The 26,883-nt window shown below is 53.8% G+C and carries 21 protein-coding genes; 12 read left to right on the top strand and 9 right to left on the bottom strand.

Annotated features, from left to right (window positions below):
* Positions 1–32 precede the first annotated feature (32 nt).
* The 3 genes from nagZ (at position 33) to EH198_RS06940 (ending at position 4,732) form a co-directional block, all read left to right on the top strand.
* Positions 33–1,865 carry a beta-N-acetylhexosaminidase gene (gene nagZ / locus EH198_RS06950; protein ID WP_342772026.1) on the top strand — a complete coding sequence of 611 codons (1,833 nt, stop codon included), beginning with the start codon at positions 33–35 and terminating at the stop codon, positions 1,863–1,865.
* Positions 1,862–3,049, top strand: a complete 1,188-nt coding sequence (locus tag EH198_RS06945; protein ID WP_124694816.1) for an anhydro-N-acetylmuramic acid kinase — start codon at positions 1,862–1,864, stop codon at positions 3,047–3,049. Before nagZ ends, EH198_RS06945 begins: the two co-directional genes overlap by 4 nt.
* Before the next feature lie 423 nt (positions 3,050–3,472).
* Positions 3,473–4,732 carry an anaerobic sulfatase maturase gene (locus EH198_RS06940; RefSeq protein WP_124694815.1) on the top strand — a complete coding sequence of 420 codons (1,260 nt, stop codon included), beginning with the start codon at positions 3,473–3,475 and terminating at the stop codon, positions 4,730–4,732.
* A gap of 182 nt (positions 4,733–4,914) precedes the next feature.
* On the opposite strand, the gene EH198_RS06935 is transcribed toward EH198_RS06940, so the two are convergent.
* Positions 4,915–5,547, bottom strand: coding sequence for a carbohydrate-binding family 9-like protein (locus EH198_RS06935; RefSeq protein ID WP_185702782.1), 633 nt, complete (start codon positions 5,545–5,547; stop codon positions 4,915–4,917).
* Between the two features lie 74 nt (positions 5,548–5,621).
* Complete coding sequence (locus tag EH198_RS06930; RefSeq protein WP_124694813.1) at positions 5,622–6,518, bottom strand: helix-turn-helix transcriptional regulator; 897 nt, start codon at positions 6,516–6,518, stop codon at positions 5,622–5,624.
* Positions 6,519–6,705: 187 nt separating this feature from the next.
* Between EH198_RS06930 and EH198_RS06925 the strand changes: the two genes are divergently transcribed.
* The 8 genes from EH198_RS06925 to EH198_RS06890 all read left to right on the top strand — a co-directional run bounded on the left by EH198_RS06925 (position 6,706) and on the right by EH198_RS06890 (position 15,248).
* Positions 6,706–7,554 carry a sugar phosphate isomerase/epimerase family protein gene (locus tag EH198_RS06925; RefSeq protein ID WP_124694812.1) on the top strand — a complete coding sequence of 283 codons (849 nt, stop codon included), beginning with the start codon at positions 6,706–6,708 and terminating at the stop codon, positions 7,552–7,554.
* Between the two features lie 21 nt (positions 7,555–7,575).
* Positions 7,576–8,589, top strand: coding sequence for a Gfo/Idh/MocA family protein (locus EH198_RS06920; protein ID WP_124694811.1), 1,014 nt, complete (start codon positions 7,576–7,578; stop codon positions 8,587–8,589).
* 30 nt (positions 8,590–8,619) lie between these two features.
* Positions 8,620–9,633 carry a Gfo/Idh/MocA family protein gene (locus tag EH198_RS06915; protein ID WP_124694810.1) on the top strand — a complete coding sequence of 338 codons (1,014 nt, stop codon included), beginning with the start codon at positions 8,620–8,622 and terminating at the stop codon, positions 9,631–9,633.
* Positions 9,634–9,839: 206 nt separating this feature from the next.
* The gene (locus EH198_RS06910) at positions 9,840–10,514 is read left to right on the top strand and encodes a FadR/GntR family transcriptional regulator (RefSeq protein WP_124694809.1); all 675 of its coding nucleotides are present in this window, start codon (positions 9,840–9,842) and stop codon (positions 10,512–10,514) included.
* A 374-nt stretch (positions 10,515–10,888) separates the two neighbouring features.
* Complete coding sequence (locus tag EH198_RS06905; protein WP_246014128.1) at positions 10,889–12,211, top strand: ABC transporter substrate-binding protein; 1,323 nt, start codon at positions 10,889–10,891, stop codon at positions 12,209–12,211.
* Between the two features lie 70 nt (positions 12,212–12,281).
* Entirely contained in the window at positions 12,282–13,193 is a 912-nt protein-coding gene (locus EH198_RS06900) for a carbohydrate ABC transporter permease (RefSeq protein WP_124694808.1), read from the top strand.
* Positions 13,194–14,033, top strand: a complete 840-nt coding sequence (locus tag EH198_RS06895) for a carbohydrate ABC transporter permease (RefSeq protein ID WP_124694807.1) — start codon at positions 13,194–13,196, stop codon at positions 14,031–14,033.
* Positions 14,034–14,069: 36 nt separating this feature from the next.
* The gene (locus EH198_RS06890; RefSeq protein WP_124694806.1) at positions 14,070–15,248 is read left to right on the top strand and encodes a trans-sulfuration enzyme family protein; all 1,179 of its coding nucleotides are present in this window, start codon (positions 14,070–14,072) and stop codon (positions 15,246–15,248) included.
* A 270-nt stretch (positions 15,249–15,518) separates the two neighbouring features.
* On the opposite strand, the gene EH198_RS06885 is transcribed toward EH198_RS06890, so the two are convergent.
* From EH198_RS06885 to EH198_RS06870, 4 genes are read right to left on the bottom strand one after another with little or no spacing between them, the layout of a single operon-like run.
* Entirely contained in the window at positions 15,519–16,979 is a 1,461-nt protein-coding gene (locus EH198_RS06885) for a sulfatase family protein (RefSeq protein ID WP_124694805.1), read from the bottom strand.
* Positions 16,980–17,020: 41 nt separating this feature from the next.
* Positions 17,021–17,845 (bottom strand): carbohydrate ABC transporter permease, encoded by an 825-nt coding sequence (locus EH198_RS06880; protein WP_124694804.1) that lies wholly within the window; start codon positions 17,843–17,845, stop codon positions 17,021–17,023.
* Positions 17,845–18,807 carry a carbohydrate ABC transporter permease gene (locus EH198_RS06875; protein WP_221621491.1) on the bottom strand — a complete coding sequence of 321 codons (963 nt, stop codon included), beginning with the start codon at positions 18,805–18,807 and terminating at the stop codon, positions 17,845–17,847. Before EH198_RS06875 ends, EH198_RS06880 begins: the two co-directional genes overlap by 1 nt.
* A gap of 40 nt (positions 18,808–18,847) precedes the next feature.
* Entirely contained in the window at positions 18,848–20,368 is a 1,521-nt protein-coding gene (locus tag EH198_RS06870) for an ABC transporter substrate-binding protein (protein WP_124694803.1), read from the bottom strand.
* Positions 20,369–20,587: 219 nt separating this feature from the next.
* On the opposite strand from EH198_RS06870, the gene EH198_RS06865 reads away from it, so the two are divergent.
* Complete coding sequence (locus EH198_RS06865; protein ID WP_124694802.1) at positions 20,588–21,391, top strand: AraC family transcriptional regulator; 804 nt, start codon at positions 20,588–20,590, stop codon at positions 21,389–21,391.
* A gap of 146 nt (positions 21,392–21,537) precedes the next feature.
* Here EH198_RS06865 and EH198_RS06860 read toward each other — a convergent pair whose 3' ends face one another.
* The 3 genes from EH198_RS06860 to EH198_RS06850 are packed head-to-tail and all read right to left on the bottom strand — an operon-like array spanning position 21,538 to position 26,823.
* Positions 21,538–21,762: a hypothetical protein gene (locus EH198_RS06860; protein ID WP_124694801.1), complete on the bottom strand. Its 225-nt coding sequence runs from the start codon at positions 21,760–21,762 to the stop codon at positions 21,538–21,540.
* Positions 21,743–22,042 (bottom strand): DUF5132 domain-containing protein, encoded by a 300-nt coding sequence (locus EH198_RS06855; RefSeq protein WP_124694800.1) that lies wholly within the window; start codon positions 22,040–22,042, stop codon positions 21,743–21,745. Before EH198_RS06855 ends, EH198_RS06860 begins: the two co-directional genes overlap by 20 nt.
* A 44-nt stretch (positions 22,043–22,086) precedes the next feature.
* The gene (locus EH198_RS06850; protein WP_124694799.1) at positions 22,087–26,823 is read right to left on the bottom strand and encodes a cation-translocating P-type ATPase; all 4,737 of its coding nucleotides are present in this window, start codon (positions 26,821–26,823) and stop codon (positions 22,087–22,089) included.
* Positions 26,824–26,883: the final 60 nt, after the last annotated feature.

The raw sequence follows: 26,883 nt of genomic DNA, 5'->3' as shown, positions 1-26,883 counted from the left end.
CAAGTTTCAGTTACGAAAGGAGAAGTGACAGCATGGAGCGGCAGAATGAGGAAATGCTCATAACAGCGGAGGCCTCGGACGACCGAATTTCCGGAATGGTGGAAGACATGCTCGCCGGAATGAGCCTCAGAGATAAAATCGGCCAGATGTTAATCTGCGGCTTCTACGGGACCTCCATGGATGGAGATCTTCGGCGTCTGATCGCCGATTATAAAATCGGCGGCGTCATTTATTTCGCCCGAAATGTGGAATCGCCGGCCCAGATCGCCCGGCTTACCGAAGAATTGCAGGACGCCGCTGCGAAGAGCGGCACGCCGTCGCTCTGGATTTCCATCGACCAGGAAGGCGGAATGGTCGCGAGGATTACCGAAGGCGTCGCGCTGATGCCGGGCGGAATGGCCATTGCCGCCGCCGGGTCGGAGGAGGACGCCTATTTGGCCGCTTACGCCAGCGGCCAAGAGCTTGCCGCGATGGGGATTAACTTGAATTACGCCCCGGTGCTGGACGTGAACAACAATCCGGGCAATCCGGTAATCGGCGTGCGATCCTTCGGCGAATCGCCGGAGAAAGTCGCGCGGTTCGGCGAGCAGACGCTCCGCGGCTTTCAGGATGCCGGCGTAGCGGCGACAGCCAAGCATTTTCCCGGGCACGGCGACACCGATGTGGATTCCCATCTCGACCTGCCCACCGTGCCGCATGACCGGAAGCGCATGGAAGCAGTGGAGCTGAAGCCATTCAGGGAAGCGGTACAGGCGGGCGTGGACGCTATTATGTCTGCGCATATTTATTTTCCCGCGCTGGAGAGCGGGAAGCTGCCCGTCACTCTCTCGCGGGCGGCGCTTACCGGGCTGCTGCGCGAGGAGCTTGGGTTCGAAGGTATCATTACGACCGACTGCATGGAAATGAACGCCATTGCCGAGCATTTCGGCACGGTTGAGGCTTCCGTCATGGCGGTCGAGGCCGGCGCGGACCTTGTTCTGGTCAGCCATCGCCTCGACCGCCAACTCGGCGCCATTGGAGCCATCGAGCTGGCGGTGAACGAAGGGAGATTGAGCGCGGAGCGCATCGACGAATCGGTGCGCCGTCTGCTTGCTATGAAGCTGCGGCGCGGTGTGCTGGGCGTTGGGAAGCCGCCCGAGGGTCTCCTGGGCGGACTTGCGCCACAGGACGGACCGGACAGCTCCGTCGCCTTGCCGCCGGTTAAGAATGAGACCGGCGCGGTCCTTCCCGGCATGGTCGGTTCGGCTGCAGATAATGCAGCAAAAGGTGTCCCTGACGCGCCGGATTTGTCACTCCTCGGCAATGCCGAGCACCGGGAGATTGCCCGGCGAATCAGCGAAGCGAGTGTGACGCTCGTGCGAAACGGCATTCCGATGCTTCCGCTGGGCAGGGAACGGACGCTGGTAGTCACCGTCGCTCCGGCGGTGGCAACCCTGGCCGATGAATCAATGGCGGCAGGCCCCGGACTGGGCTCCGCGCTGAAGCGGCACGGCCTGGACTGCCGCGAGATTGTCGTTCCGCCGGCCGAAATCGCCGGGCGCCTCGATTCGCTTGTCCGCGAAGCGGTGTCCGGGGGATATGGGCATCTCGTTGTCGGCACGTATAACGCGCAGTTCGACGCCGCTCAAATCTCGCTGGTGAAATCCCTGCTCGCGCTGGGGAAACCGCTGGCGGTGGCCGCGCTGCGCAATCCCTATGATTTGCTGGCATTTCCGGAAGTGCAGGTGTACGCGGCAGCCTATGAGTCCCGTCCGCTTGCGCTGGACAGCATGGCGAAGGCGCTGCTGGGCCTCATTCCGTTCCGGGGACGCCTGCCCGTATCGCTTGGAGAGCTGCATCCGGCCGGCTGGGGGCTTGGGCTATGATCGGGCCTCTGTGGAACAAGCGGAGGTCGACCGTCCTCGGACTGATGTCCGGCACTTCGCTTGACGGCATCGACGCGGCCATTGTGTCCATCGAAGGCGCCGGGCTGGAGGCCAAAGCGAAGCTGCTGCATTACTACAGCGTCCCATATGACGAAGCGCTGCGCGAGCGGCTGAAGGAGCTGTGCACAACCGAGCGCTCCTCGGTGGACCTCGTATGCGGCATGAACGTCTACCTTGCCGAGAAATTCGCCGAGGCATCCATAGCGGCTGTTCGCAGTGCGGGGATGGACATGGAAGACATCGATCTGATCAGCTCGCACGGCCAGACGGTCTGGCATATACCCGAAGGAGACAGCGTTGATCCTTATAAGGTCCGCTCCACACTGCAATTGGGCGACTTATCCGTGCTCGCCAAGCGGACCGGCCGCCCTGTCGTCGGCGATTTCCGCCCGGCGGACATGGCGGTAGGCGGCCAGGGCGCGCCGCTCGCCCCGTACGGGGACCTGATTCTGTTCCGCCATCCTTCAAAAGGGCGGCTGCTGCAAAATATCGGCGGCATCGGTAACTGCACCGCCCTGCCGGCCTTCGCCGGACCCGAAGACGTATTCGCCTTCGACACGGGTCCCGGCAATATGGTGATTGACCAGGCCGTGTATCTGCTGTCGGACGGCAAATTGACCTATGACGAAGGCGGCTCCTGGGCCGCGCAGGGCCATGCCGACGAAGCGCTGGTTGCAGAGATGCTGGACCATCCGTATTTCGCTGCGGAGCCGCCGAAATCGACGGGCCGCGAGCTGTTCGGCAAGGCGTACGCCGCCGAATTCGTCTCCCGGACCACTGCGCGGGGCTTAAGCGAAAGCGATATCGTCGCTACGGCGACCGCCTTCACAGCCCGGACGATTACGGAAGGGTGCAAGCGCTTTGTCTTTCCACGCTGCGCTATCGACGAGGTGATCGTCAGCGGCGGCGGCGCGCACAACCGCACGCTGCTTAATATGATCCAGCAGCAGCTGCCGGGGCAGGCCGTTCGGACCTCGGGCGAACTGGGCGTCAGTGACGATGCGAAGGAAGCGGTCATTTTCGCGCTTCTGGGCAATGATTTCATGCACGGCATCAGCAATCATCTTCCTTCGGCCACAGGCGCGGACCGCTCAACGGTGCTGGGAAAGCTGGCTTTGCCTTGAAGAGATAGATAACGCATAAAAACCGCTCTTTTCGATGGAGGCGCAGCGCCTCCGTCACCAAAGAGCGGTTTTTTGCATGAACAGAGCAAACGGCAACGGAAACGCAAACTCTCAATTTGCTCCGGAAACGAAACTTTGGGCGAGTTCAAGCAGTTCATATAAGTTTCGAAAGCCGGTTGCAGTTCTTCCGGAAGCTCGCCTTGACTAATTAGTTTCTTATAGTGATTAGAATACAAGATGCGTGTTTCATCTTCGGTTGACACCGTCGCTTCGGTGGCTTTATCCAATTCCAAATCTCATTTGGGGAGAGGTTCATTATGTTTTTTAAATAACCGGCATTTCGTTTTTTAGCTGGCTGATATCACTGCGATGAGATAAAGTTATGTACAAGAGAGATTTAGGTGACGAGGAGGGTGAGATCACATGGGCTGCGGTGGCTTAACACTGGAACATCGGCAGGTAGGCGTGATGTGGAAGACGGTTTCGGAGGATTGCAACCTGGCCTGCGATTACTGCTATTACAGTACATGCGGCGGCAAGCCGGGACCGAAGATCAACCGGATTAATTCCGCCATTCTGGAGAAATTCATTAAGGAATATATGGCCCGCTCACGGGGAGCGGCTTCCTTTGCCTGGCAGGGAGGCGAGCCGCTGCTGGCGGGTATGGAGTTCTTCGAGGAGGTCGTGTCGCTTCAGGCCCGCTACGCGCCGAAGGGGACAAGCATCGGCAATTCCATTCAGACGAACGGTACGCTGATTAACGACCGCTGGGCGGCATTTTTTAAAAAATACAATTTTCTGGTCGGCGTCAGCCTGGACGGTCCTGAAGCTATTCATGACGCGCGGCGGGTGGACTCGCGCGGGCAGGGCAGTTTCCACAGGGTAATGAAGGGGATCGAGCATTTACGGCGGCATCAAGTGGATTTCAATATATTGTCCGTCATTCACAAAGGCAATGTAGGACATGCCGCAGAGATCATGGCTTTCTTTGAACAGGAAGGATTCAGCTACGTCCAGTTCATTCCTTGCATGGATTTCCGGTCGCAGGAGCCGGACAAGCCGGGCGTCTACGATATTACGCCTGCGGAATACGGCCGATTTCTGCGCGAAGCCTTTGATTATTGGTATAACGGAGGAAATCCGCGGATTTCCGTGCGTTTTTTTGACAACATGCTGGCCGGTTATACGAACCGGGAGGCAGAGCTGTGCATTCATCGGGCCGAGTGCCCGACCACGATCATTCTGGAGCAGAACGGGGACGCCTATCCGTGCGACTTTTTTATTTCTCCGGAATGGAAAATCGGCAATGTGGCGACCCATTCGATCGAAGAGCTTCTGGCGCATCCGCTGTACGCCCGTTTTCTAGGGATGAAGCCTGCGCTCCCCGAGGGCTGCCGAAGCTGTGAATGGAAAAGTCTCTGTCATGGCGGTTGCCCGCGCAACCGGGAATGGGGAGCGGAGCTTGAAGCCAAGGGCAGAGATTATTTTTGCGCCAGCTATAAGGAGATTTATGCGTATGCGGACGAGCGGATGAAGCAGCTTGGAGACAGCGTCAGAAGTAACCTGTTCCGCCAGAACGTGCAGGTTCACTTAAAAGGAAAGCTCCCGGGCCGCAACGATCCTTGCGCCTGCGGCAGCGGCAAGAAATACAAGCAGTGCTGCTTGGGAATGGTCACGACCTGATCTGCAAGGAGCGGAAGACTCGCCAATCTACTTGCAAGCCATTCTGTTGCAATAATGTTTCTAATAATCTTTCTTTCAGAGCAGTCTCTTCGGAGGCTGCTTTTTTACGTTGCGGCTTGCTTAGAAAAGCACTGCTTCTCTTAAACGGTGAAAGTCCGGCCGAGCACCCGCATCCCGCTTCGTTATTGAAACACCAATTCCCCGAAAAACCGGCTTTGATGGTAATCCGGCGAAGCCGAACCGACCCGGTTCCAGCACCCGTAATGAGGAATTGGCGTTTCGTCTCCACATTTATAGAAGTTGCCTCGGAAGGCCCGGCCGGACTCTGCTCTGAAACCGGGAAACCGGGTTTGCAGCCACTCAAAAGGAATGGAGAACGCCAGCTCCCAATTCGTATCCCCGATGTGTTCATCAACTTGGTTAACCGCTGTTTCGATTTGAAAAATCTCCGGAGAATCCAAAAGGGTAATCCGATTCTCCCGTCCTTCACCTATCTGCAAGAGAATAGTCCCGGCAGCATTAAACTCGAAGTTAAGATAACGGGGGTCGGAACCCAGAAGAGGCTGCATGAAAAATTCGGCGCAGCTGTCCGTGTAGACCGGATCATTCTGCTCCTTATACCGAATGAGCGGGTCTTTTTCAAAAACCTTGAACTGGACGTGCAGCCGCTCGGTTGTGTAATACAGCCGGACCTCGACCTTGGGGGTATACCCGTTGTCAAGCCAAAGATACCGATCCACGGCAAGCGGGGAAATATCCTTCCAATCTGTTGAACCTGAATTCCTGGAAATTGTATACAATCGTGTTTCGTTCATGGCAGGCGCCTCCTTTTGGCGGATAACAGAGTGAAGTGCGAAAACGGGCCTCATATAGCCTCATACAGCCAGCCTCACAAAATCCGGGAAAGCTTGCGGTACGCTCGGGGGGAAATGCCCTCCTGAGCCGAAAAGGTTCTGCTGAAATAATGGATATCCGGATAACCGACTCGCTCCCCGACCGTCTCTATGGACCAGTCTGTTTCCCTGAGAAGCTTGCGCGCTTCCCGTTGCCGGATGGAACGGAGATACTCGCCCGGAGGCATGCCGGCAATCTGACGGAACAATTTGGAAAAATGGTCCTCGTGCAGGTTCATCAATGCGGCCATCGACCGGTTGGTCCAGCCTGTGGCGGGCGCGGCTTCGATATCTTCCATCAGCGCCCGAATACGTTCGCCATGCACGGATGCTTTAGCCAGACGGCGCGAGCTTTGCGTGCGCAGCAGGGAAGTCAGAATGCCAAGCATCAATCCCCGGCAGACCAGTTCATAACCGGGCGGGCGCATCGTAAACTCCTGCACGAGCTGTTCCATGGCATGGACGCACTCGGGAGGCGGCGTATAGATCGGATCTTCGGATAACGGTAAAAAGGGCGCGGCTACCGCTTCCACGGCGTATTTTCCGGGAATGACTTCCTCTTCATTGACCACCATATCTTCTTCCCTCAAGATCCGGGATTCGCCGAAAAAATCAAAATGGATGCCGAGCAGCTTTGCGGGTGACGTTAAGATCGAATTCTGATGATAGACGCCGGGAGCAAGGAAAATAAGCCGGCCGGGCGTCAGGGAATGAAGCGTTCCATTCATCCTTGTCGTCAGTTCCCCTTGGCGGACATACAGCAGTTCGAAATCATATAGCCTTCTTTCGGGAAAGCTGCAAGGCTGGAGGTTTTGAAACTGAGCATAATGGATGCCGGGCGACCACTCACGGTATGGCGTTTCTCTTTTCAGGAAATGCTCTCTTCCATGCATTGTTAGACCTCCCAAAGCAAATGGGGAAAACAAAATATTTAGACCGGAATAATGCAAAAAGTATCTTTTTCCCCTAAATAAATTAAATTTTAAATCTAATATACTATAAATCAGATAAGGGAAAAAGCTGAAAAAAGTCTGGTTTCTATAAAACGGAAAATAACAAAAAAAGCTGAGGGTGATCATAGTGAAAAAAGGGATTAACATTTGGTCGTTCCGTGAAGGAACGCCTATCGCGGAATGTGTTCGTTTGGCTAAAGCGGCGGGATTTGACGGAATTGAGCTGTCTCTGAACGAATCCGGTGAAATGGGGCTGCAAACGAGCGAGAAGGAAGCGCGCGCACTTCGGGAGTCGATCGGCGAGGCGGGTCTGGAAATTGCGGGATTGGCAACGGGACTGTATTGGTCCTACGCGATGACCAGTGAATCGGAATCCAACCGGACCAAGGCGATGGATGTGTGCAAGAAGCAGCTGGAACTCGCGGCCATTCTTGGAGCCGATACGATCCTGGTCATTCCGGGTGCGGTCGGCGTGGATTTCATCCCGGGCTGCGAGGTTGTCGACTATGACAAAGCTTACGACAGAGCGCTGGAGGCGATCGGCAAGCTGGCGCCGGAAGCCGAGCAATTGGGCGTTTCCATCGGCATCGAGAATGTGTGGAATAAATTCCTGCTGTCCCCGCTTGAAATGCGCGGTTTTATTGACGCCGTCGGCTCCCGCTTCGTAGGCTCGTACCTGGATGTGGGGAATATCGTTCATTCCGGCTATCCGGAGCAGTGGGTGCGGATTCTGGGCGATCGGATCAAGAAGGTGCATTTCAAAGATTACCGCCGGGAAGCGGGAGGCCTGCACGGGTTTGTGGACCTGCTCGCCGGGGATGTGGATTATCCCGCTGTCGTGAACGCCCTTCGGGAGATCGGATACGACGATTATGTCACAGGCGAGATGATTCCTTCTTACAAGCATTATACGGAGCAAATTATCTTCAATACTTCCGCGTCCATGGATGCTATTTTGGGGCGTTCGAATTATTAAATCTAAGCGGGAGTGTGAGAAATGCTTAAAGTAGGACTGGTAGGATTCGGTTTCATGGGCCGGATGAACTTTGATCATTACGTCAAGCTGAATGAAGACGGCTATCCGATCACTCTGACGGCGGTCTGCGACCCGCGGATTGAAGAATTGAAGGGCCAAAAGGCAAACGGAAATATGACCACGGCCCGTGAAGTATATGATTTGTCCGCCTATCATCTATATCGAGATTTGGAAGACATGCTGGCAAACGAGGAACTGGATGCCGTCAGTCTGGCGGTCCCTACGTATCTGCATGCCGAAATGGCTTGTTCGCTGATGGAACGGGGCTATCATGTATTCTGTGAGAAGCCGATGGCCCGGCATTCTGCGGAGGCGCTGAAGATGGCGGAAACGGCGGTGCGGACCGGGAAGAAGCTGATGGTGGGCCATTGTCTCCGGTTCTGGCCGGCTTACGAATATTTGAAGGAAAAGATAGAGAGCGGAGAATTCGGCCAAGTTACAGCGGGCTATTTCTACCGGGGCTCCGGCGCGCCGAAGGGCTGGCTGGTGAATGATGAGCTGAGCGGCGGCTGCATGATGGATATGCATGTCCACGACACCGATATGATTCAACATCTGTTCGGGAAGCCGGACAAGGTTTCGGCGCTCGGGAGGAATGTCCTGCCGGGGAGCGGGTACGATATCGTTTCCTCTCATTATCACTACAAGGATGGAAAGGTAATCAACGCGCAGGCGGATTGGACGCTGGAAGGGGATTTTGGCTTTTATATGGGCTACAGGGTCAATTTCGAACGGGGCAATATAGTATTTGACGGCAGTACGGTCAGAGTGAATCCGAACAGTCAGCCCGGCTTTAGGGCATATCTCTCTCCGCATACGGGCTATTACCGGGAGCTGGTTTATTTTTTGGATGCGGTTCTTCAGGATAAGCCCGTCAGCGTTTGCGCGCCCGAAAGCACGGCTCAGTCCATTGAAATCATTGAGGCTGAAATGGAATCCGCCAGGCATGAAGGGGCATGGGTTACACTGTTTTAACGTCATCAATTAAAGGAGGCGGTTTCTGGCATGTTGAAAATAGGATTGGTCGGTTTCGGATTTATGGGCCGGATGCACTTTGACAATTATGTCCGGTTAATGGAGGAAGGCTGCCCTGTTACGCTCACCGCGATTTGCGATCCGCGGATCGAAGAGCTGAAAGACGGAAAATCGGGCGGAAATATGAGCACGGCCCGTGAAGTTTACGATTTGTCCGCGTACAATCTCTACACCGATCTTGAGGAAATGCTGGCGCGCGAGCAATTGGATGTCATCGATATTGCGGCTCCTACGTATCTGCATGCCGAAATGGCCTGCTCGCTGCTGGAACGCGGCCACCATGTATTCTGCGAGAAACCGATGGCCAGAACTTCGTCAGAGGCTCGGAAGATGGTGGAGACGGCTGCGCGCAGAGGTAAGAAGCTCATGATCGGGCAGTGCCTCCGGTTCTGGCCGGGCTATGAATATTTGAAGGAAGTTGTGGACAGCGGCAGGTTTGGCCAGGCGACGGAAGGCTATTTCTATCGCGGCTCAGGGGCTCCGAAGGACTGGTTCCTCGATGAGAAGCTCAGCGGCGGCTGTATTATGGACATGCATATTCACGATACGGATATGATCAACTATTTGTTCGGCAAGCCGGAGAAAGTATCGACTCTTGGGCGCAATGTGCTCCCGGGAAGCGGATACGATATCGCCTCCACCCATTATTATTATAAAGACGGGAAAGTCATCAACGCCCAGGTGGACTGGACGCTGGAGGGCGATTTCGGTTTTTATATGGGTTATCGGGTCAATTTCGAAGGGGGCAGTGTGGTGTTTGACGGAAGCCAGGTCAAGGTGAATCCGAATAACGGACCGGGCTTTACCCCGGAGATTTCCCCGGAAGCCGGTTATTACCGGGAACTTGACTATTTCCTGGATGCGGTCATCCATGACAGGCCCGTTGCCGTGTGTACTCCCGAAAGCGCGGCGGAATCCCTTGAGCTCGTGGAAGCGGAGATCAAATCGGCGGATGCCCAAGGAGAATGGGTGAAGCTCGCCTAAGTAAGACGAGGGCTGGGCCGATTACCGCTATTGTACAAGAAGAACCGAGTCTTGCTGTGCGCAAAGCTCGGTTTTTTTGCAAAACGGCGCAGAGAGAAATTGCTTACAGGTTCTTTCCATTAAACCTATGTTTGTAACTTATTATTCATCATGCTATCATTTTCAGGTAGAATAAGTGCAAATATTGGTTTGAAGGGGAAGGCCATATGAAGAAGATTAAAAAAGTTCAGACACACGAAATGGTTTCGAAAGAAATTAAAGATTATATTCAGCAAAACAATTTGAAGAAAGGAGATAAGCTGCCTTCCGTAGAGCAAATTATGGAGAATCTTGGCGTCGGCCGTTCTTCCATCCGCGAGGCGATCCGCTATTTGGAGGCTTTGGATATCATTGAAGTCCTTAACGGCAAAGGGATTTTCGTCAAAGAGCCGTCCTTGTATCAATTATCGACCAAATTTACGGTAGAGGATGAGAAATCCGCGCTTCTTCAGCTGTGCGATGTCCGCAGAGGCCTCGAGGGTATTGCGGTGGAGCTGGCAGCGGTACGGGCTACTCAGGAGCATGTGGACGAAATGTGGTATTATTACGAGCTGATCGGCAAGACGACCGGAGCGGAAAGCTCTATCGCGGATATGAAGTTCCACCAGGCGATTTACCGGGCTTCGGGCAACGTGATTTTGCAGGAAATCATCGGATCGATCTGGAATACGTTTGTCGAGTTTTGGCGGGCGCCGTTTGGCAACAAGGACTTTTTCTATGACAGCTATCCTTTTCACAAATCCGTCGTTGAAGCGATCGAGGAGAAGGATGCGCAGAAGGCGAGAGAAGAATTCAATAAAATGATGGATGTCATGGTGAGAGCAATCACGGAAGTTGAGTAAACTTACCTGACATAAGGATTGACATGGGCGGATGAGGGATGTTAAGATTCATTAAGAATTTAACTAAATTATTGTTCTTTCGATGCAAAATCAGTAATGGATTGAATGTTGATGGCACGTAACTTTACATGACGGGAAGGTCTTGGAAAGCAGAATTAGGTTTTTTAGGATCTTACCTGTCAGACAGGTTCACAGCATTACTGGCAGCTAGATATTTCCTCCGCTTAGTCTCTAAGGAGAATGGTAACAGGAGCCTATGCCTCAACCTGTATGACAGCATGATAGTATGGTTGCTTGTGTGTGGCATCAACGAAATTATGAAGGGACCCTGGACCTTTTATAATAATAATTATTTTTTTATGAGGGGGATTTTTGTGAGAACCGGTAAAAAATTGTTCGCATCAGCTTTATTGATCGTAACGGCACTCAGCTCGTTAACAGCTTGTGGGAGCGGGACAAGCAGCGAAGGCTCTGCCGGAAGCGGCTCATCGGAACAGGTGAAAATCAGAATGATCGAAAGCTTGACCAGCCCGGCCCGGACGGAAGTCCTCAATCAAATGCTGACCAAGTTTGAAGAGGCCAATCCGGGGATTGATGTCGAGCTGATTTCGCCGCCGCTGGACAGCGCCGATACGAAAATTGCGCAAATGCTGTCTTCCAAAGCGGATGTCGATGTACTGGAAGTCAGAGATTCCACCGTCAAGCAATTCGTAACGAACAACTGGATTGCCGACTTGTCGGCCTACACGTCCAAGTGGTCCGGTTACGGCACGCTGAACACCAGCGCACAGATGTCCGCCAATTATATAGAGAACAAGCCTTATTACATTCCTTATGGCCTGTATGAAAAAATATTGTTCTACCGAACCGACTGGTTCAAGGAAAAAGGACTGGAAGCGCCCAAGACATGGGAAGATTTGTACCAGGCGGCTAAAGCGATCACCGATCCGTCCAAGAACCGTTATGGCTACTCCTTCCGGGGCGGAAAAGGCGCCGACAGCTACATAGTCGATATGGTCCGCGACTACAACGGAACGAACACCAATCCCGAAGACGCCATGTTCCTGAAGAATGGCAACACGATATTCAGTACGCCGGAAGCCAAGCAGGCTCTGGAGAACCACCTGAATATTTATAAAGACGGCTCCCCGAAAGATTCGGTGAACTGGGGATTCGCGGAAATGGTTGAAGGCTTTGAAGCCGGGATTACCGGCATGCTGATTCAAGACCCGGATGTCATCGACGTCGTCAAGCAAAAAATGGGCGAAGGCACCTGGAGCACGGCGGCGATTCCAGCAGGCCCAGCCGGCGTTACCCACTTTAAAGTCGGCGCAGCCGGATGGGGAATGGCAGCCCATTCCGAGCATAAGGACGAAGCTTGGAAATTGATCGAGTTCCTGTCCAGCCCGGAAGAGAATGAGTTCTTCACCCAAAAGATCGGTCTGATTCCGGTCCATACAACCGCCTCTGAGAACGAATTTTACAAGACCGGCTATTACAAGCCGTACATGGACATGAACGCAGATACCGCCCATTATATTCCGGTCAAGCCTGAAACGGATTATAAAGGCTTCGGAGAATGGCGCTCGATCATCCAGCAGGATACGCAGGCGATCATTTTCGGCAAACTGTCCGTGGACGACGCGCTGAAGAAATGGGACGCATACTGGATCGACCAGAAGAAACAAGGCAAGTAAATATTAATTCAAACATATGGGTACGGTGCTGCCGCCCATATGTTTGTTTTCAGAGGAGGTTCCTGTCCTGATGAACAACACTGGCGTCCGTAAACCTCGCCTAAGCCGCACCGCCGCCTTTATCCTGTTCTGTCTGCTGCCCGCGCTTATTCCGGTGGTTGTGCTTACGTATTTTCCGATTTTCAAGGGCATCATTATGGCGTTTCAAAATTACTCGCTTTTTAATTTGAACGACATCCGGTTTATCGGCTTTGACAATTTCAAAACGGTTTTGCAGGACCCGAACCTGCCGACCATTATGCAAAATACGGTGCTGTGGGTGTTTATATCCCTGATCCTGCAGTTCGCCATCGGATTCGTTCTGTCGCTCCTGCTGTATCAGAAATTCCCGGGCAGAGGCGTTTATCAAGGTCTGATTTATTATTCGTGGGCGATGTCCGGATTTCTGATCGGGATTATCTGGCGCTGGATGTTCAACGGCCAAATCGGCGTCATCAATGATCTCCTGCTCAAAATGGGGCTGATCTCGGAGCGCATCGGATTTTTGTCCGACCCGAAATGGGCCATGTTCTCAGTTATTGTAGCGAATATTTGGTACGGGGTTGCTTTTTTCGCCATCATGCTTACAGCCGCCATGCAGTCCATTCCCGAAGAGCTGTTTGAGGCTGCCGATATGGACGGCGCGAACGGACTTCAAAAGATGCTGCATGTCATTATTCCCTACATCCTGCCGACGATCATTACGACCACGGCTTTGCGGGTCATCTGGATATTCAATTTCCCGGATATTATCTATGCGATGACGAACGGCGGACCGGCCAATTCGACGCATATTCTGTCCACGTTCATGCTGGATAAAATCGTATTCGGCGGGGATTACGGCCTGGCCGGCGCCATCGGGGTTATCTCGATCGTACTGCTGCTGCTGTACACCCTATTCTATCTTTTTGCTACGAAAGCGAGTAAGGCGGGTGATTTTTAAATGAAACGGAAGGTTATAAGCAGAGTTAAATTAAGTTCCAAAGTGATCATTCTCGGGATCTGGCTGTTATTTATGGTCTTTCCTTTATATTGGATGATTCTTACTTCGCTGAAGCCCAAGAACGATATTTTCAAGTTTCCGCTGGAGTACTTGCCGGAGAGGATTTCGTTTGAGAACTACGCCAACATCTTCGCGATTTCTAAGTTTCATGTGTATATCGGCAACAGCCTGCTGGTTTCGCTATTGTCGGCGTTTATCGTCATTATTATTTCCATATTGAGCAGCTATGTGCTGGCGCGTTTTACGTTCCGGGGCAGCCGGCAGATTATGAGCGGTTTCTTCCTTACGCAAATGATTCCGATGTTCATCGGATTTGGTCCTCTCTATAGCATCATGTCCCAGTTGAACCTGCTTAACAAGCAGGGCTCGCTTGTCCTGATGTATTCCGTGCTTCTCATCCCGTTCTGTACCCTCATGCTAAAAGGGTTCTTTCAGCGGATTCCCTCCAGCCTGGAGGAAGCGGCGATGATTGACGGATGCTCCCGTCTGGGCGGATTGATCCGCATTATCCTTCCGGTGATGAAGCCGGGGATATCGGCGACGTTTATTTTTGCCTTCGTTCAGAACTGGAACGAGCTGTTCCTGGCCATTATGTTCATCGACAGGGAAGAGGCGAAGACGATCCCCGTTGCGATGAATTCCTTTATCACCAAGTTTGATATCGATTGGGGAGCCATGTCGGCGGCGACCGTTCTGTCCGTCATTCCTACCATGATCCTGTTTGCCCTTTGCCAGCGTTTAATTGTGCAAGGCCTGACGGACGGCGCTGTGAAAGGTTAGGAATAGGACACTACATGAGAAAGGATATGACGAGTGATGACGGAAATAGAAAAAATAACTGCCAGCCCGAAACACGATCCGCAAACCCTTGTCGTTCATGACAAACATGACGAGCGCCATCAAGGTTCCGTAACGGTACCGCAATACCAGACCAGTCTGTTCAGCTTTGCCACTCATGCGGAATTTGACCATGCGGCGGCGGAGGAGCCGGACCGGCCGATGTATTCGAGGGGCAATAATCCGACCGTTCAACAGCTGGAGCAGCGGCTCGCGCAGCTTCAAGGCGGCGAGAAAGCCCGCTGCTTCGCCTCAGGCATGGCGGCCATTTCGACAGCCATCTTGGCTGCTGTTCGCACGGGGGATCATATCGTATGCGTCAGCCAGGTTTACGGTCCGACCCGCAAGCTGCTGGAGAATTTTCTGACCAAATTCGGAGTGGAATTCACTTTCGTAGACGGAGCTTCCCGGGAAGCTCTTTGGTCGGCCGTGCGCGGAAACACCAAATTGTTTTACCTGGAAAGCCCGACCAGCCTGCTGTTTCAGCTTCAGGACTTGAAGGCTTGTGCGGAGCTGGCGAAAAGCATCGGCGCGTTGACCTACATCGACAATACATGGGCGACGCCTTGTTTTCAAAATCCGTTCTCGCTGGGCATCGATCTTGTCCTTCATTCCACAAGCAAGTTTATCGGAGGGCATAGCGATGCAATCGGCGGGGTCGCCATCGGCTCAGCGGAGCTGATAGGGCGGATCAACGAGAGCGAGTATTTGCTGCTCGGCGGAGTCATGACTCCCCATACCGCTTCACTGACCATGCGCGGACTGCGTACGCTGCCGCTTCGCATGGAACGGTTCGAGAAGAACGGTCTGCTCGTCGCCGAAGCTATGGAACAGCTACCGCATGTTCTCAAGGTCCATCATCCGGGACTGCCCTCGCATCCGCAATATGAGCTGGGTAAGGAGCAGATGTGCGGGTACAGCAGCCTGTTCGCCTTTGAGACGGACCTGTCGGTCGATATGATCAAGAGATGGGCGGACCACCTTGAATACTTCCGGATCGGCGTAAGCTGGGGCGGATACGAAAGTCTGGTGACCGTTCCAACCCTGCCGGAAGGCTATGAATCGGTATCCGGACCGGTTGTCCGGTTATATGTCGGTTTGGAAGATCCCGAGCTGCTGATCGAGGATATTAAGCAGGCTTTTGAGAAGGTGAATTGATCTACATAGCCTTCAGCAGAGAATCCCACGTCCTTCGCCGCAACGATAATTAATCCGAATAAAGAAAGGCACCTCGCATTACGGGCGAGGTGCCTTCAAATATATGCACGGATTGTATCGGCCGAAATTGGCAGTTCGGTCCTTTTATACTCCTCGAGGCAGCGTCGGCTCCCCGACCTGCTCGGAAACAATCTTTCTCCTGCCATCAGCCGTCCTTCCTTTGAGTCCGCGGAGCAGATGTTTGAACATTAACAAGCTACATTCAGCGGCTTACCTGAACTCCTGCGGATGCCGGTTGCGCAGCTCCGCAACGGCATGTCCCCGTCCGGTTTGCACCAGCCGCTCGGCATAGCTCTTCAGATGTCCTTTTGCATGATACGGGCCGCCTTCTTTCATCACCGTCCAGAGAGGATCGGTGTCGAACGGCATGGACCGCATCATGTTCTCGTGCCAATCATGCAATAGATATGTTCCCTCCCGGCAGAGGTCGGGACGGGCCCCGGCCAGATTGCGGAGCTCATGCGGATCTTGATCGAGATTGAACAACATTTCGCGGTCGAACAAATGATAGCCGTCATGATAAGTGCGGATATACAGCCAGTCGCCGAACCGGACACTCCGCTGGCAGACATGGGCGCACTGGGAGACGACGAGGTAGTCGCGGCCGCTCTCCTCTTCGGCCAGAAGCGCGGGCGCGTAGCTCTGCCCGTCCCAGCTCGGAGCGGGCTTTAGGCCAAGCAGATCGGCGATCGTGGGCGGAAGATCCAGATGGTAATGCAGCCCTCTATTCACATGGCCTTTAAGGGAGCCGGGCCACCGGATGATCATCGGGATGCGGCAGGTGCCTTGATCGGCTGTGCCGTGTTCGCCGTATATGCCAAGTTCTCCCATATTCTCACCATGGTCGGCTGTAATAATGATCGCCACTTCATCCATAATTCCCTGCTGCTCCAGACTTTGGAAAATGGCTCCGATATGCCCGTCCATATAGCGGATTCCGCAGTCGTATCCGTCGATCATCCGCCGCAATCCGGCGTTGTCGGCAATTTCGCCAGGATATCGCGGATACTTATCCAAGGTGCGGTTGTCATACATATTAATCTCGCTCGCGCTGTGCGGGCCCACTTTGTTCCGGTGCTCCTGAAGTACATCATCCGTCAGCCAGGCCGGAAGCGGTTCTTCGGCGAACGGATTGCCGAAGCTGGCGGGTGCGCGGTACGGGGTATGCGGGTCCCAGTAGTTCACATACAGCATCCAGTCGTCCTGTCCGGCGTTGCGGTCCAGCCAGTCAAGGACGGCCGGAGTTACCTCCTCAGCCGATTCCATCCCGCAGCGGCCCGTATTATAGATTTCATTAAATCCGGCGTAGAACGGCCAGGCCGTATGCCTTTCCCCAAATGGACTGATTAGCGCCGTTCTCAGCCCCGCCTCCCGGAAAATCGAGGGGAAGCTCTCGGAACCAAGCCGGCTGCGAAACTCCCGATCCACTCCTTCATGATGCAAATCGGCCGCCGTGCCGCCGTGGCCGACAACGCCGTTATGTATTCCGAACATACCGGTCATGAGCGCGGTCCGCGAGGGAAGACACGGTGCGTCAGTAGTATAATAATTAGTAAAAGTTACGCCTTCAGCCGCAATGCTATCGATATTGGGCGAGGTATTGCGATGATAGCCGTAGCATCCCAGATGGCTGGGCGTTGTCGAATCCAGATCAAGCAGCAGTACTTTCAATTCGTCCATCTCCTTATGATATAAATTTTGCTTGTGCGCGGTCAGCCTTTGATCGAACCGGCCATCCCGTCGACGAAATAACGCTGCAGAAACAGGAACAATAGAATGATCGGAGCAAGCGCAATCGTGCCTCCGGCAGCGAGGCCGGTCCAATCGATGATGTTCTCCCCGCGCAGCGCGTACATGCCTACGGCAAGCGTACGCAGTGCGGGATTGCTCAGCGTAAGCACCAGCGGGAGCAGAAACGAATTCCATGTCCAGATAAACTGCATGATGGTTACACTCCCGATAATCGGCTTTGAAAGCGGGAGGATTACTCGGATAAATGTGCGGAAAAAGCCGCAGCCGTCAATGATCGAAGCCTCCTCCAGCTCTTTGGGCACCTGCCGGAAAAAGCTGGCGAACAACAGCACGAACAGCACATGCCCGCCGCCTGCTTCGGCTAATATGATTCCAAGCCGTGAGTCAAGCAGACCGAGGCTTTTGATCAACTGAAAAATCGGAATGACAGAAAACTCCAGCGGCACGAATATACTTAATCCGAACACCAGCAATAGCCAGCGCCTGCCGGGAAACGCATACCTGCCGAGCGCATAGCCGCAAGTCGCCGTAATCGCAAGCACAATGATGATTACCGTGGCCGTGACGATGAATGTATTTAGAAAATACTGATTGAAGTTTCCGGCATACCAGGCCCGGGTGAAATTGGCAAGGTTGAAATGCGCTGGAATTAGCGAGAGACTGCCCGCGAAAAATTCTTCCGTATCTTTGAACGAAGCAGAAAGCATGCAAAGAAACGGATAAATCCAGACGAACCCGATGAGAATCAATACAATATGCACGGATATGGCTCCTATTCTGCTCATTACGAGTTATCTCCTCCCCATGTCCGCAGCACCGCTTTGCGTATCAAGCCCTGTAACACGGCAAGAATTACAATTGTAAAGGCGAAGAATATCCCCGCGGCGGACGCATAACCCATACTGGGGACTCCCATTTCACTTGAAAACGCATAGCGGTAAATATAGGTTGACACGACATCGGTCGCGAAAAAGGGTCCGCCGTCCGTCATCGTTTTAATGAGGTCGAATACCTTAAGCGCCCCGGCCGTGTTAAGGAGCAGAATAACCAGGGCAATCGGCATAATCAGCGGCAGTGTAATATGATAGAAAGTACGGAAGTGTCCAGCCCCGTCACTCCGGGCAGCTTCATACAGCTCCCGGGGGATGCTCTGAAGACCGGCCAGCCAGTAAATCATGTTCATCCCCAAATTCTTCCAGATATAAGTGACAATGACCGCATACATCGCTGTGCGTCCATCGCTTAACCAATTGATCCCGCCTCCCGGGAGATTCAGCTTCGACAGCGCGTAATTCAGCGGGCCGTCCGCTCCCCAGATAAATATCATGATCATGCCGACTATCGACGTTGTGGCGATAACCGGAATGAAGAACAACGTTCTGTACAGTTTGGCGAAACGCAGAAGCGGATTGTTCAGCGTGGCCGCTAGGACAAGCGACAAGACGAGCAGCGGAGGAACAGCCTGAAGCATAAAAATAAAGCTGTTCCTGTACGCTTTCCAAAAATACGGGTCCGCAATCAGCCGCGTATAATTATCCAGCTTGACAAATGTTGCGTTCGAGCTGATACCCGACCAGTCCAGCATGGAATAGTACCAGTTAATAACGATCGGCCAGCCTTGAAACAGCAGATAAAATATCAGGTTCGGTGCGACGAACAGCCAGCACCATAAGGCTTTGCGGTTTCTCTTGGCCTTTGTTCCGCTTACGGCGCGCTGATTGATGGTGCCAACCATTGCCTTTTCCATCTATTCCCTCCTAATCAATGATTGACTCGGCCGCAGATGCCTATTTTAGCGCCGCGTAATCTTCGGGCGTATAATCCGCCATCGGCTTCCAATTCGGAAACACGAAGTCGTCTTCGTCTACCTGAACACCCGCCTTCTTGGCATTGTCTATCGCGGTAGTCCAAGCCTTGCCGACCTGTTCTGAATAATTTCCGAGCTGCCCGGTGTAATCCGTTACCGCGCCGGCTACCGTACCGGCCAGGAGTTCTCCAAGATCAGGGTGAACATCCTTATAATATTCAAATACACCGGGTGATTTTGGATTGCGTATGGCCGGGTTGGGAACGGTGCGGCCATATTCATGAGCCAGTTCATAATAGGCCTTGAGCTGCGGAACCGTGGCGTATTGCTCGTTAATGCCTTTAATCAGCGAGAAGGCATCGCCCGAAGATACGCGGGCTTTCTGGAAATAATCTCCCGTGTACAGTTCCTTAAGATACAGCGCTGCGGCCTCGGGATTCTTGGAATCTGCGGATATTCCCATCCAAGGCAGGCTGCCTGCCAGCTCAATCGATCCCTTGCGCCCGGTATCGGGAACGGGCGGCGCCATTACGCCATAATCAAGATTCGGATTATCCTTGTTCCATACTCCGATGCTCCAGGCGCCCTGCACGATAAATCCTGCTTGTCCTTGGCCAAACAAAGCCCTTGCTTCCGGAGCCGAAATGCTCATAGTCTGCGGATGAAAACTTTTGTCGTCCGCGAGCCCTTTAAACAGAGAGTAAACCCCGGTTACGGGTTCGGAATTATACGTTGTCCGTCCATCCGCCAGATTGATGGGGGAGGTTGAATTCAGACCGGCGCCAGCCAGGGAGGACCAGTCGCGAACAATCATCAACCAGCGGCCCGTCTGCTTGCCGCCCTCGACTATGCCGTAATACTTGCCCTTGCCGTTCTCCGTGATCTTCTTGGCGGCTGCCCGAAACTCTGTGTAGGTCCGGGGCAGATTCTTGTCATCGTAGCCCGCTTCCTTCAGCAGCGTTTTGTTGTAGAACACAAGACTGGAGGGGAGAGACGCCGTTTCGGGAATCGCGTACAGCTGTCCGTCAAATGAAGTGATGCCATTTTGAAACGTACCGTCAGCGAATTGGTTCAGGAAGTCTTCGCCGAGATACGGATTCAGCGGCTGAAACCAGCCTTCGGCCACCGCCGTCGCCAGTTTGACGTTTGACGGAATCGGGAACAGGTCCGGCGCTCTGCCCGACTGGATTGCCGTTAGAATCGTGTTTTTGAACTGGTCCACCGTCAATTGGGTATACTCAATTTTGATATTCGGGTATTTCGCCATAAACTGCTTGTGAAACTCCTCACGGATCGTCTTCACACTGTCGCTCCAGTCCATAACTCTCAGCGTAATAGGTGAGTCAGCAGTACTGCCCGGATTCTTTTTTGCTATGTTGGCTTCCCCGGCTTTAGCCTCATCGCCCGCACCGCTGCTGCCGTTTGTTGATGTGCAAGCCGACAGCGGCAGCACAAACAGTACAACAAGCAACAAGACAAGCAAACGCATAAATACTTTCAAAGTAAACCCTCCTTTTTCTATCGGAAAATAAGTATTACTTGATCCATTATAGGAGGAGTTATGAAAAAGAGTCCACGTACGTTCTTACAGACATTTGTACGATTCTATTATCTTTTTCGCTATTAAGACAGGAATCCCTTATAATAAAAGGCAATATTGTTCTCTGAACGTGTATGTTATTACAGTAGTGTTTGTGTATTAATTGTGGGAGGATAACCTATGCTGGTGCTGCATTCCGTACATTTTGATAAAGAGATTCCCCATTGGCGCACACTTATGGAAGAAATCCGGATAAACGTGCTTGTCCTTGTAACCCTGGGAAAGGTGAAATATACCGTGAATGGTCAGCCTATTATTGCGGAACGCGGGGATTTGCTCGTATTGCCCAAAGGCGTCCGTCGTGCGGGGGAAAATGACGAAAGCGGCCTGCATCAAAAATATACGATTCTATTTCATTGCGGCGCCGATGTCGCCGAAGCTATCCCTTTTCTTCGCGGGAATGGTCCGACGCTCTTCAAACCGCGCAATTTTGAAACCGTCAGAAGGAAGTTCGAGCAGCTATTTCTGGAAAGCCGCGAAGCAAAAAGCTACAGTTCATTTATCTCTCTCGGTGTGCTTCAAGAGCTGCTCGGTATGCTGGCCCGTGAATTTGAGCAGCCGGAGGTTTCACCGATGAAGATGAAGTATGCCCAGAAAATCCAGCAGTACTTGCTGGAACACTACCGGGAGCAGGTACAGATTAATGAACTAGCAAGTCTAATCCGGCGTTCACCGAATTATACGATTTCCATCTACCGCGAGGTGACCGGACATTCTCCCATCCGATACTTACACCAGCTTCGGATCATCGAAGCCTGTAATCTGCTGTTGAACTCCGATATGAGTATATCCAGCATTTCCAGTTATCTGGGGTATTACGATACCTCCTATTTTTTTCGAATATTCAAGAAACAGACTTCATATTCTCCTTCCGAGTTCGCCGTGAACGGCCGTTTGATGGAGCAATCGGGAGGGTTTGTGTAGAGTGGGGCCATAGGCATCCCGGGCAGAGGTCCGACCGGCGTATAGCCGGCAATGCCTGTTGGGGCGTGCCGACTCTAGCCAAATCCATTAGGCCGCCGAGTGAACGCATAAAATTCATTTGGGCGGGGAGAAGCGATCACCAGAAATCAGCGGATTCTGGAGAAAGAGATCCAGCTGAGCAGATTGACCCGTGACTTTTTACCCTTGTCCTTAACCATACCGTAAAACTGTCCTAGAAATTGCTCCCACTTTCCGCCGATTTCCTTGCTGGAGGATTGATTTTCCATCACGGTATGTATGCTTTGATTGATGGCTTGCTCCAAATGCGCCAGCGCTTCCCGAAGATGATGATCAATCGTTTGATTTTGCATGCAGTGAGTCTCCAGTCTCTTCGGATGAAGGGGATTCGGTGGAGATTTCCTTATCGAGCTGCTTTCTCATCCGTTCGAATTGGGCTTCGGCGACAATGTCTTCGATTTCATCGCGAGCGATCTGGAGGGCGTATTGGATACGGCCTGTCAAACCTGTTGCACCTTGAATCCCGGTTTCTGCGAGCGGCTTCAAGGTGTTTTTCACAATCGGCCAAAGCGTTGAGGCGGCAAAAGCGAGCGCAGTGCCCACGATAAGTTTGTCTGGATTTCTTTCCAGCATGTTCGGTAACCTCCTTAAGTTCATATGAAAAGCCTATCCCGCAGCTAAGCCGCGGAATAGGAGAGGGCTGCCGTGCCCGTTGCCTCGTCCTTCCTTTCGAGTAAGGACAGAATCGGCTTGGAGAGCCAAGAAATCGAGCCAGCGACGAGCAGGATTGGTCCCCAGAGATGCAGAGGGATTGGCGCAGTATGGAAAAACTGGTTGAGCGGAGGCACATACAGCGCGCCCATCAGAGCGAGCCAGGAGATGCTCAATGCGCCGACGAGGAAGCGGTCCTTGCTCCAATCGCCCACCGTTTGCTCGGAGCCTTCCTGGCGCCAGGAGAACGTTTGGATCAGCTGGCCTGCCACCAGCGTCGCGAAAGCGACGCTTTGAGCCACAGCCACGGGTTGCCCGGAGGCCAGCGCCAGACTAAACAGGCCGAGCGACCCGGCGCCAAGCAGCGCTCCGCGGGTGATTACCTTGCGATACAGCGGCTTGTCCACAATCGCCGTCCGTTTCGTCTGCTTGGCTTTATTGCCTGGGTTGACGGCCAGAATCATGGCCGGCAGTGCATCCGTCAGCATATTCATGAGCAAAATTTGTATGGGCACGAGCGGAATCGGCATGCCGGCGATAACCGCAACACTCGTGACGAGAATTTCCGCAAGATTGCCGGTGAGCAGACAGCCCAGCGCTTTGCGGATATTGCCGATAATTGTTCGGCCCTCCTTGACCCCATCTACGATGGAGCCGAAGTGGTCTTCTTTCAGCACGATATCGGCGGTTGCTTTGCTGACCTCCGTTCCGGCTCGCCCCATCGCGATCCCGACGTCCGCCCGCTTGATCGCGGGACTGTCATTCACGCCATCGCCGGTCATGGCGACGATATGCCCTTTTTTGCGCAGCATACCGACGATGCGCAGCTTATGCTCCGGTGTCATTCGGGCAAAGATGGACACCCGGTCGACAGACTGATCGAGTTCCTCGTCGCTCATCCGGTCAAGTTCATGACCTGTCAGTACTTGACCTGGCCGGTTGCTGTTAGTAATTCCGATTTGCTCGGCGATGGTAATCGCCGTGATCGGATGATCCCCGGTAATCATCACTGGCTTAACGCCGAGGGAAAGCGCCTCTTCGATGCTATTCCGGACATCGGCCTTCGGCGGGTCAATCATGCCGGCCATGCCGACGTAGATCATATCCCGCTCGTCGAGGTCGGCCTGCTGTTCATGCTCGTCCGCTTGCAGCGCGCGGTACGCAAAGCCGAGCACGCGCAGAGCTCCGGAAGCTAGCCGTTCGCTTTGCTTCAGAATGTCCGCTCGTAGCTGTTCGGTGAAAGGATGCACTTCGCCGTTCTGCTGGTACTTGCCGCAGCGGCGGAGAATCGATTCTACGGAGCCCTTGGAGAAAATGTAACAAGCATGCCCGGACGAGGTGTCCTTGCACACCACGCTCATTTTTCCCGTGCCTGAGTCAAAAGGCACCTCCGCGCCGCGATGCCAATGGGCCAATTGCTCCGGATTGAACCCGCCTTTATAGGCCATCGTCAGCAGCGCTCCCTCTGTCGGATCTCCCTGCATCGACCATTGGTCTGCTTGCTTCAACAATTTGCTGTTATTGCACAAGCAGGCAATCTGGAGGATTCGCTGCAGCTCCGGCTGAGTGACGGAACTCTCATACGCCGTAGAATCCGGCAAGCCGGAGCCGTTGTCTCCCCGGCTTTTCTCCCGGAAACCGCCCTCCGGGGCGTATCCGTTTCCGGATACCTCCCATTCGCGGCCGACGGTGGTGACTTGCTTGACCGTCATTTCATTTTTCGTCAGTGTGCCGGTTTTGTCGGTACAGATGATGGTCGCATGGCCCAGTGTTTCCAAAGCCGACAGCTTGCGGACGAGCGCATTTTTCTTGGACATGCGGTAGATGCCCGCACTCAGTGCGATTGTGATGGTAACGGGGAGCCCCTCGGGAATCGCCGAGGCGATCAACGTGATCGAGGTGCTCACCAACTGAGTAAACGGAACGCCTCGGAGAAGCCCGGAAGCAAATACGATACTTCCGGCGATAAATGCCCATTTGATAAATTTTTTACTGATGGACGTAACCTTTTCCTGAAGCGGCGTTGTCGTTTTCTCATTCGTTTTGAGCAGCGACATCAGGTGGCCGAATTCCGTATTCATACCCGTTTGGACGACGACACCCAAGGCTTTCCCCCGGGAAATATCGGTTCCCATATACAGCATGCAGTTGCGCTCCGGCAGCGGACAATCGCCTTCGGCCTCGGTCTCCTTCTTCGCGACGGGGACCGACTCACCGGTTAACGCCGATTCGTTGACCTCCAGGTTCCATGCGCGAATCAGACGAATATCGGCAGGCACCCGGTCGCCCGGCTCGAGGCATACGATGTCGCCCGGCACAAGGTCGATGGCGCTTATGATTTGTTCATCACCGTCGCGGATGACCTTGCTGTCCGGAGGCTGAAACTGATTCAAGCTTTCAACAATCCGCTCGGCTTTTCGCTCCTGGAACGTGCCGATCGCCGCGTTGGCGAGCAGCACGGCACCCATGGCGAGACCGTCGAACAGTCCGCCTGTAAACAGGGCGAGCACCGAGGTGCCCAGCAAGATCAGCGTTGTAAATTCTTTAAACTGGCCGGCATAGGAGACGATCCAGGGGGTATGCTCCTTTTCGGCCAGCCGATTCATTCCGTTCCGGCCGCGCGATTCGCTCACTTGAGCCGCCGTCAAGCCGTACTGGACGTTAACCTGAAGCTGCTGCGTAACAGATTCCCAGGGCAAACCGTGCCAAATGGCGGCTTCTGCCGTCGCGGCAACCTCATTTCGGGCCCGGTCGGGGCAAGCTGCGTCAGCGGGAAATAGCTGCCGGGCCAGCTTTTGCGAGCGGGAAAGAAAAATCAGCGAGAGGGCGTCGCTGGCCAAATTGGCAATCGGAGCGCTAAGGACGCCAAAAGCGGCAAGCAGCGATCCGAGTACATTCCATTTCTTCGTAATTTGGAGGTGCTCATTTATTGTACTCTCTATCTTTTGGGCGGATTGTTTGGTGTCCAGTACCCGCTCCAGCTGATCGAACGTGACTCCTGGCACGCCGGCTTCCATTAAATAGCGGCCATACTCACCTGGAGACTCGCTTACAAGGAGCACGCGGTTTCCCTGTTCATGAAGCATGGCGAGGCGTTCGGCCGCTTCGCTGACAGGAGTGTCCAGCCAATCCGTCTGCAGGCCGAGCCGGGCCATCGCTTCCCGGCCCATGCCGGAGCTATCCTCCAGAACGGCAACCTGAATGCCCTGCTGCCCCGCTCGGGAGAGGAGTTCCCTCCGCTCGGTATCGAGCTGCTGTCCCCGATAGATCAGCCCTTGGCTAATCCAATTCCCGCCGATTTGCTTCGCCAGGTACAGCACCTCACAGCCTTTGCTTTCGATCCGTTTCGCTTCAAGGTAATACCGCTCGAAAGATACACCGTTCCGTTTGCAGTAAGCGAGGTTGCCGATGCAATAAGACGTATTGCTGATGAGGCCGCGGATTCCGTCCTCCTCCTCGGCAACATGGAAGGCTGAGCGTAACGTCCGGCAGGATAGCTCTGCCTTCCGCAGAATTTCCTCTTTCCACGGATGATCGGTTTTTTTCATCAAACCTGCTGCCAGGCAAATGAGCTTCTCCGTGTCTTCCTCATGTGATACACATTCCGTCTCCTGAATATTCGTCTTCACAAGCAGGGAGGTGTTCTCAAGAAGCAGCGTGCCGGTTTGGGATAAATGCGCAATCGAGGCCCCTTGAGGAAGACTCTGCTGTGCTTCATTGGAGTAAAGCTCCGCCTGCTGCCACGCCGTCTTCACCGGAACCGTCGCCGGCCGTGGATTGGCGGCAAGCAAGACCGCAATCGCCCGCAGAGGGCTGCGGGTGAACAGCCAGGTTGCTGCAGAGGCGGCTACCCCCCAGCGGCCGGCACGCTCGCTGTAGGCTTGAATGTCGGGAGACAGCGGCTCAGCAGCCGCATCGCCCAGCCCGATCCGGCTGCGTTTCCAGTTTACGTATTGCAGAATGCTTAAGGCGCCCAATACGACGAGATTTTCCCGGACCAGCGCAAGTCCCAGCGCAGCGGTGCCCAGAATCAAATCGGGATTTAACTTACCCTGCTCGGACAGTCGGGCAAAGCCCCTGCGCAGAAAAGGGTATCCGGTGACGGCTGCGACCGCCCCGGACATGTAGAAGGGAATCGGGCCGGCCGCCAATGCCGACTTGCCGAATATCAATTGCTTCGTTCCAAGCACCAGCAGTCCGCCCATTGCAATTGCAAGCGGAAGGGGGACTCCCGGCGGCGAAGCGGAGCGCGGATCGACCGGAGCTGACATCGTTCTCGGCGTTTCAGGCACAGTCCTCGAATCCTGAAAGGAATTAGCCTGTTCAGAAGGTTGCGGCGTCGGTCCCGGCGTTTCCAAAGAGACGGCCGCTTCGGCGCACGCCTCCCCCTCGGAGGGTGCATGTACAGGCGTATCCTTGCATGCTTGGGCTTTTGTTTCTTCCTGAACGTTGCCTGTGTATTTGTTCTCCAGGAGCTCCAATTGATTCAGCAGCTGATGCTCGGAAGTTTGCCGTTCGTCATATACAACGAGAATTCGTCCGGTTATCGCGGATGCTTCGGCTCTAGTGACACCTGGCAGGAGCGCCAGATCTTGACGTAGAGACAGTTCAGTTTGCTTATTGTGCAGCAGACTCGCAAATTCCAGGCGAATACGCCCCGGCAAAAAGCGGATAAACCGGCTGCGATGAGCGGTAGTCGACATGAAATTGCTCCTTTGAAAGGGAAATACTCCAGTTTATTTAGGCACAAAGTAGTATTCGCA

It is taken from the genome of Paenibacillus rhizophilus, assembly GCF_003854965.1.
GTDB classification, from domain to species: domain Bacteria; phylum Bacillota; class Bacilli; order Paenibacillales; family Paenibacillaceae; genus Paenibacillus_AQ; species Paenibacillus_AQ rhizophilus.
The sequence above is the reverse complement of the archived record's forward strand: the minus strand, read 5'-3'. Positions and strand labels throughout refer to the sequence as shown.

Excerpts from the sequence above, each read along its gene's own strand:
- nagZ (WP_342772026.1), top strand. The coding sequence starts at position 33 with ATGGAGCGGCAGAATGAGGAAATGCTCATAACAGCGGAGGCCTCGGAC.
- EH198_RS06945 (WP_124694816.1), top strand. The coding sequence starts at position 1,862 with ATGATCGGGCCTCTGTGGAACAAGCGGAGGTCGACCGTCCTCGGACTG.
- EH198_RS06940 (WP_124694815.1), top strand. The coding sequence starts at position 3,473 with ATGGGCTGCGGTGGCTTAACACTGGAACATCGGCAGGTAGGCGTGATG.
- EH198_RS06935 (WP_185702782.1), bottom strand. The coding sequence starts at position 5,547 with ATGAACGAAACACGATTGTATACAATTTCCAGGAATTCAGGTTCAACA.
- EH198_RS06930 (WP_124694813.1), bottom strand. The coding sequence starts at position 6,518 with ATGCATGGAAGAGAGCATTTCCTGAAAAGAGAAACGCCATACCGTGAG.
- EH198_RS06920 (WP_124694811.1), top strand. The coding sequence starts at position 7,576 with ATGCTTAAAGTAGGACTGGTAGGATTCGGTTTCATGGGCCGGATGAAC.
- EH198_RS06915 (WP_124694810.1), top strand. The coding sequence starts at position 8,620 with ATGTTGAAAATAGGATTGGTCGGTTTCGGATTTATGGGCCGGATGCAC.
- EH198_RS06910 (WP_124694809.1), top strand. The coding sequence starts at position 9,840 with ATGAAGAAGATTAAAAAAGTTCAGACACACGAAATGGTTTCGAAAGAA.
- EH198_RS06900 (WP_124694808.1), top strand. The coding sequence starts at position 12,282 with ATGAACAACACTGGCGTCCGTAAACCTCGCCTAAGCCGCACCGCCGCC.
- EH198_RS06895 (WP_124694807.1), top strand. The coding sequence starts at position 13,194 with ATGAAACGGAAGGTTATAAGCAGAGTTAAATTAAGTTCCAAAGTGATC.
- EH198_RS06890 (WP_124694806.1), top strand. The coding sequence starts at position 14,070 with ATGACGGAAATAGAAAAAATAACTGCCAGCCCGAAACACGATCCGCAA.
- EH198_RS06880 (WP_124694804.1), bottom strand. The coding sequence starts at position 17,845 with ATGAGCAGAATAGGAGCCATATCCGTGCATATTGTATTGATTCTCATC.
- EH198_RS06875 (WP_221621491.1), bottom strand. The coding sequence starts at position 18,807 with ATGGAAAAGGCAATGGTTGGCACCATCAATCAGCGCGCCGTAAGCGGA.
- EH198_RS06865 (WP_124694802.1), top strand. The coding sequence starts at position 20,588 with ATGCTGGTGCTGCATTCCGTACATTTTGATAAAGAGATTCCCCATTGG.
- EH198_RS06860 (WP_124694801.1), bottom strand. The coding sequence starts at position 21,762 with ATGCAAAATCAAACGATTGATCATCATCTTCGGGAAGCGCTGGCGCAT.
- EH198_RS06855 (WP_124694800.1), bottom strand. The coding sequence starts at position 22,042 with ATGCTGGAAAGAAATCCAGACAAACTTATCGTGGGCACTGCGCTCGCT.
- EH198_RS06850 (WP_124694799.1), bottom strand. The coding sequence starts at position 26,823 with ATGTCGACTACCGCTCATCGCAGCCGGTTTATCCGCTTTTTGCCGGGG.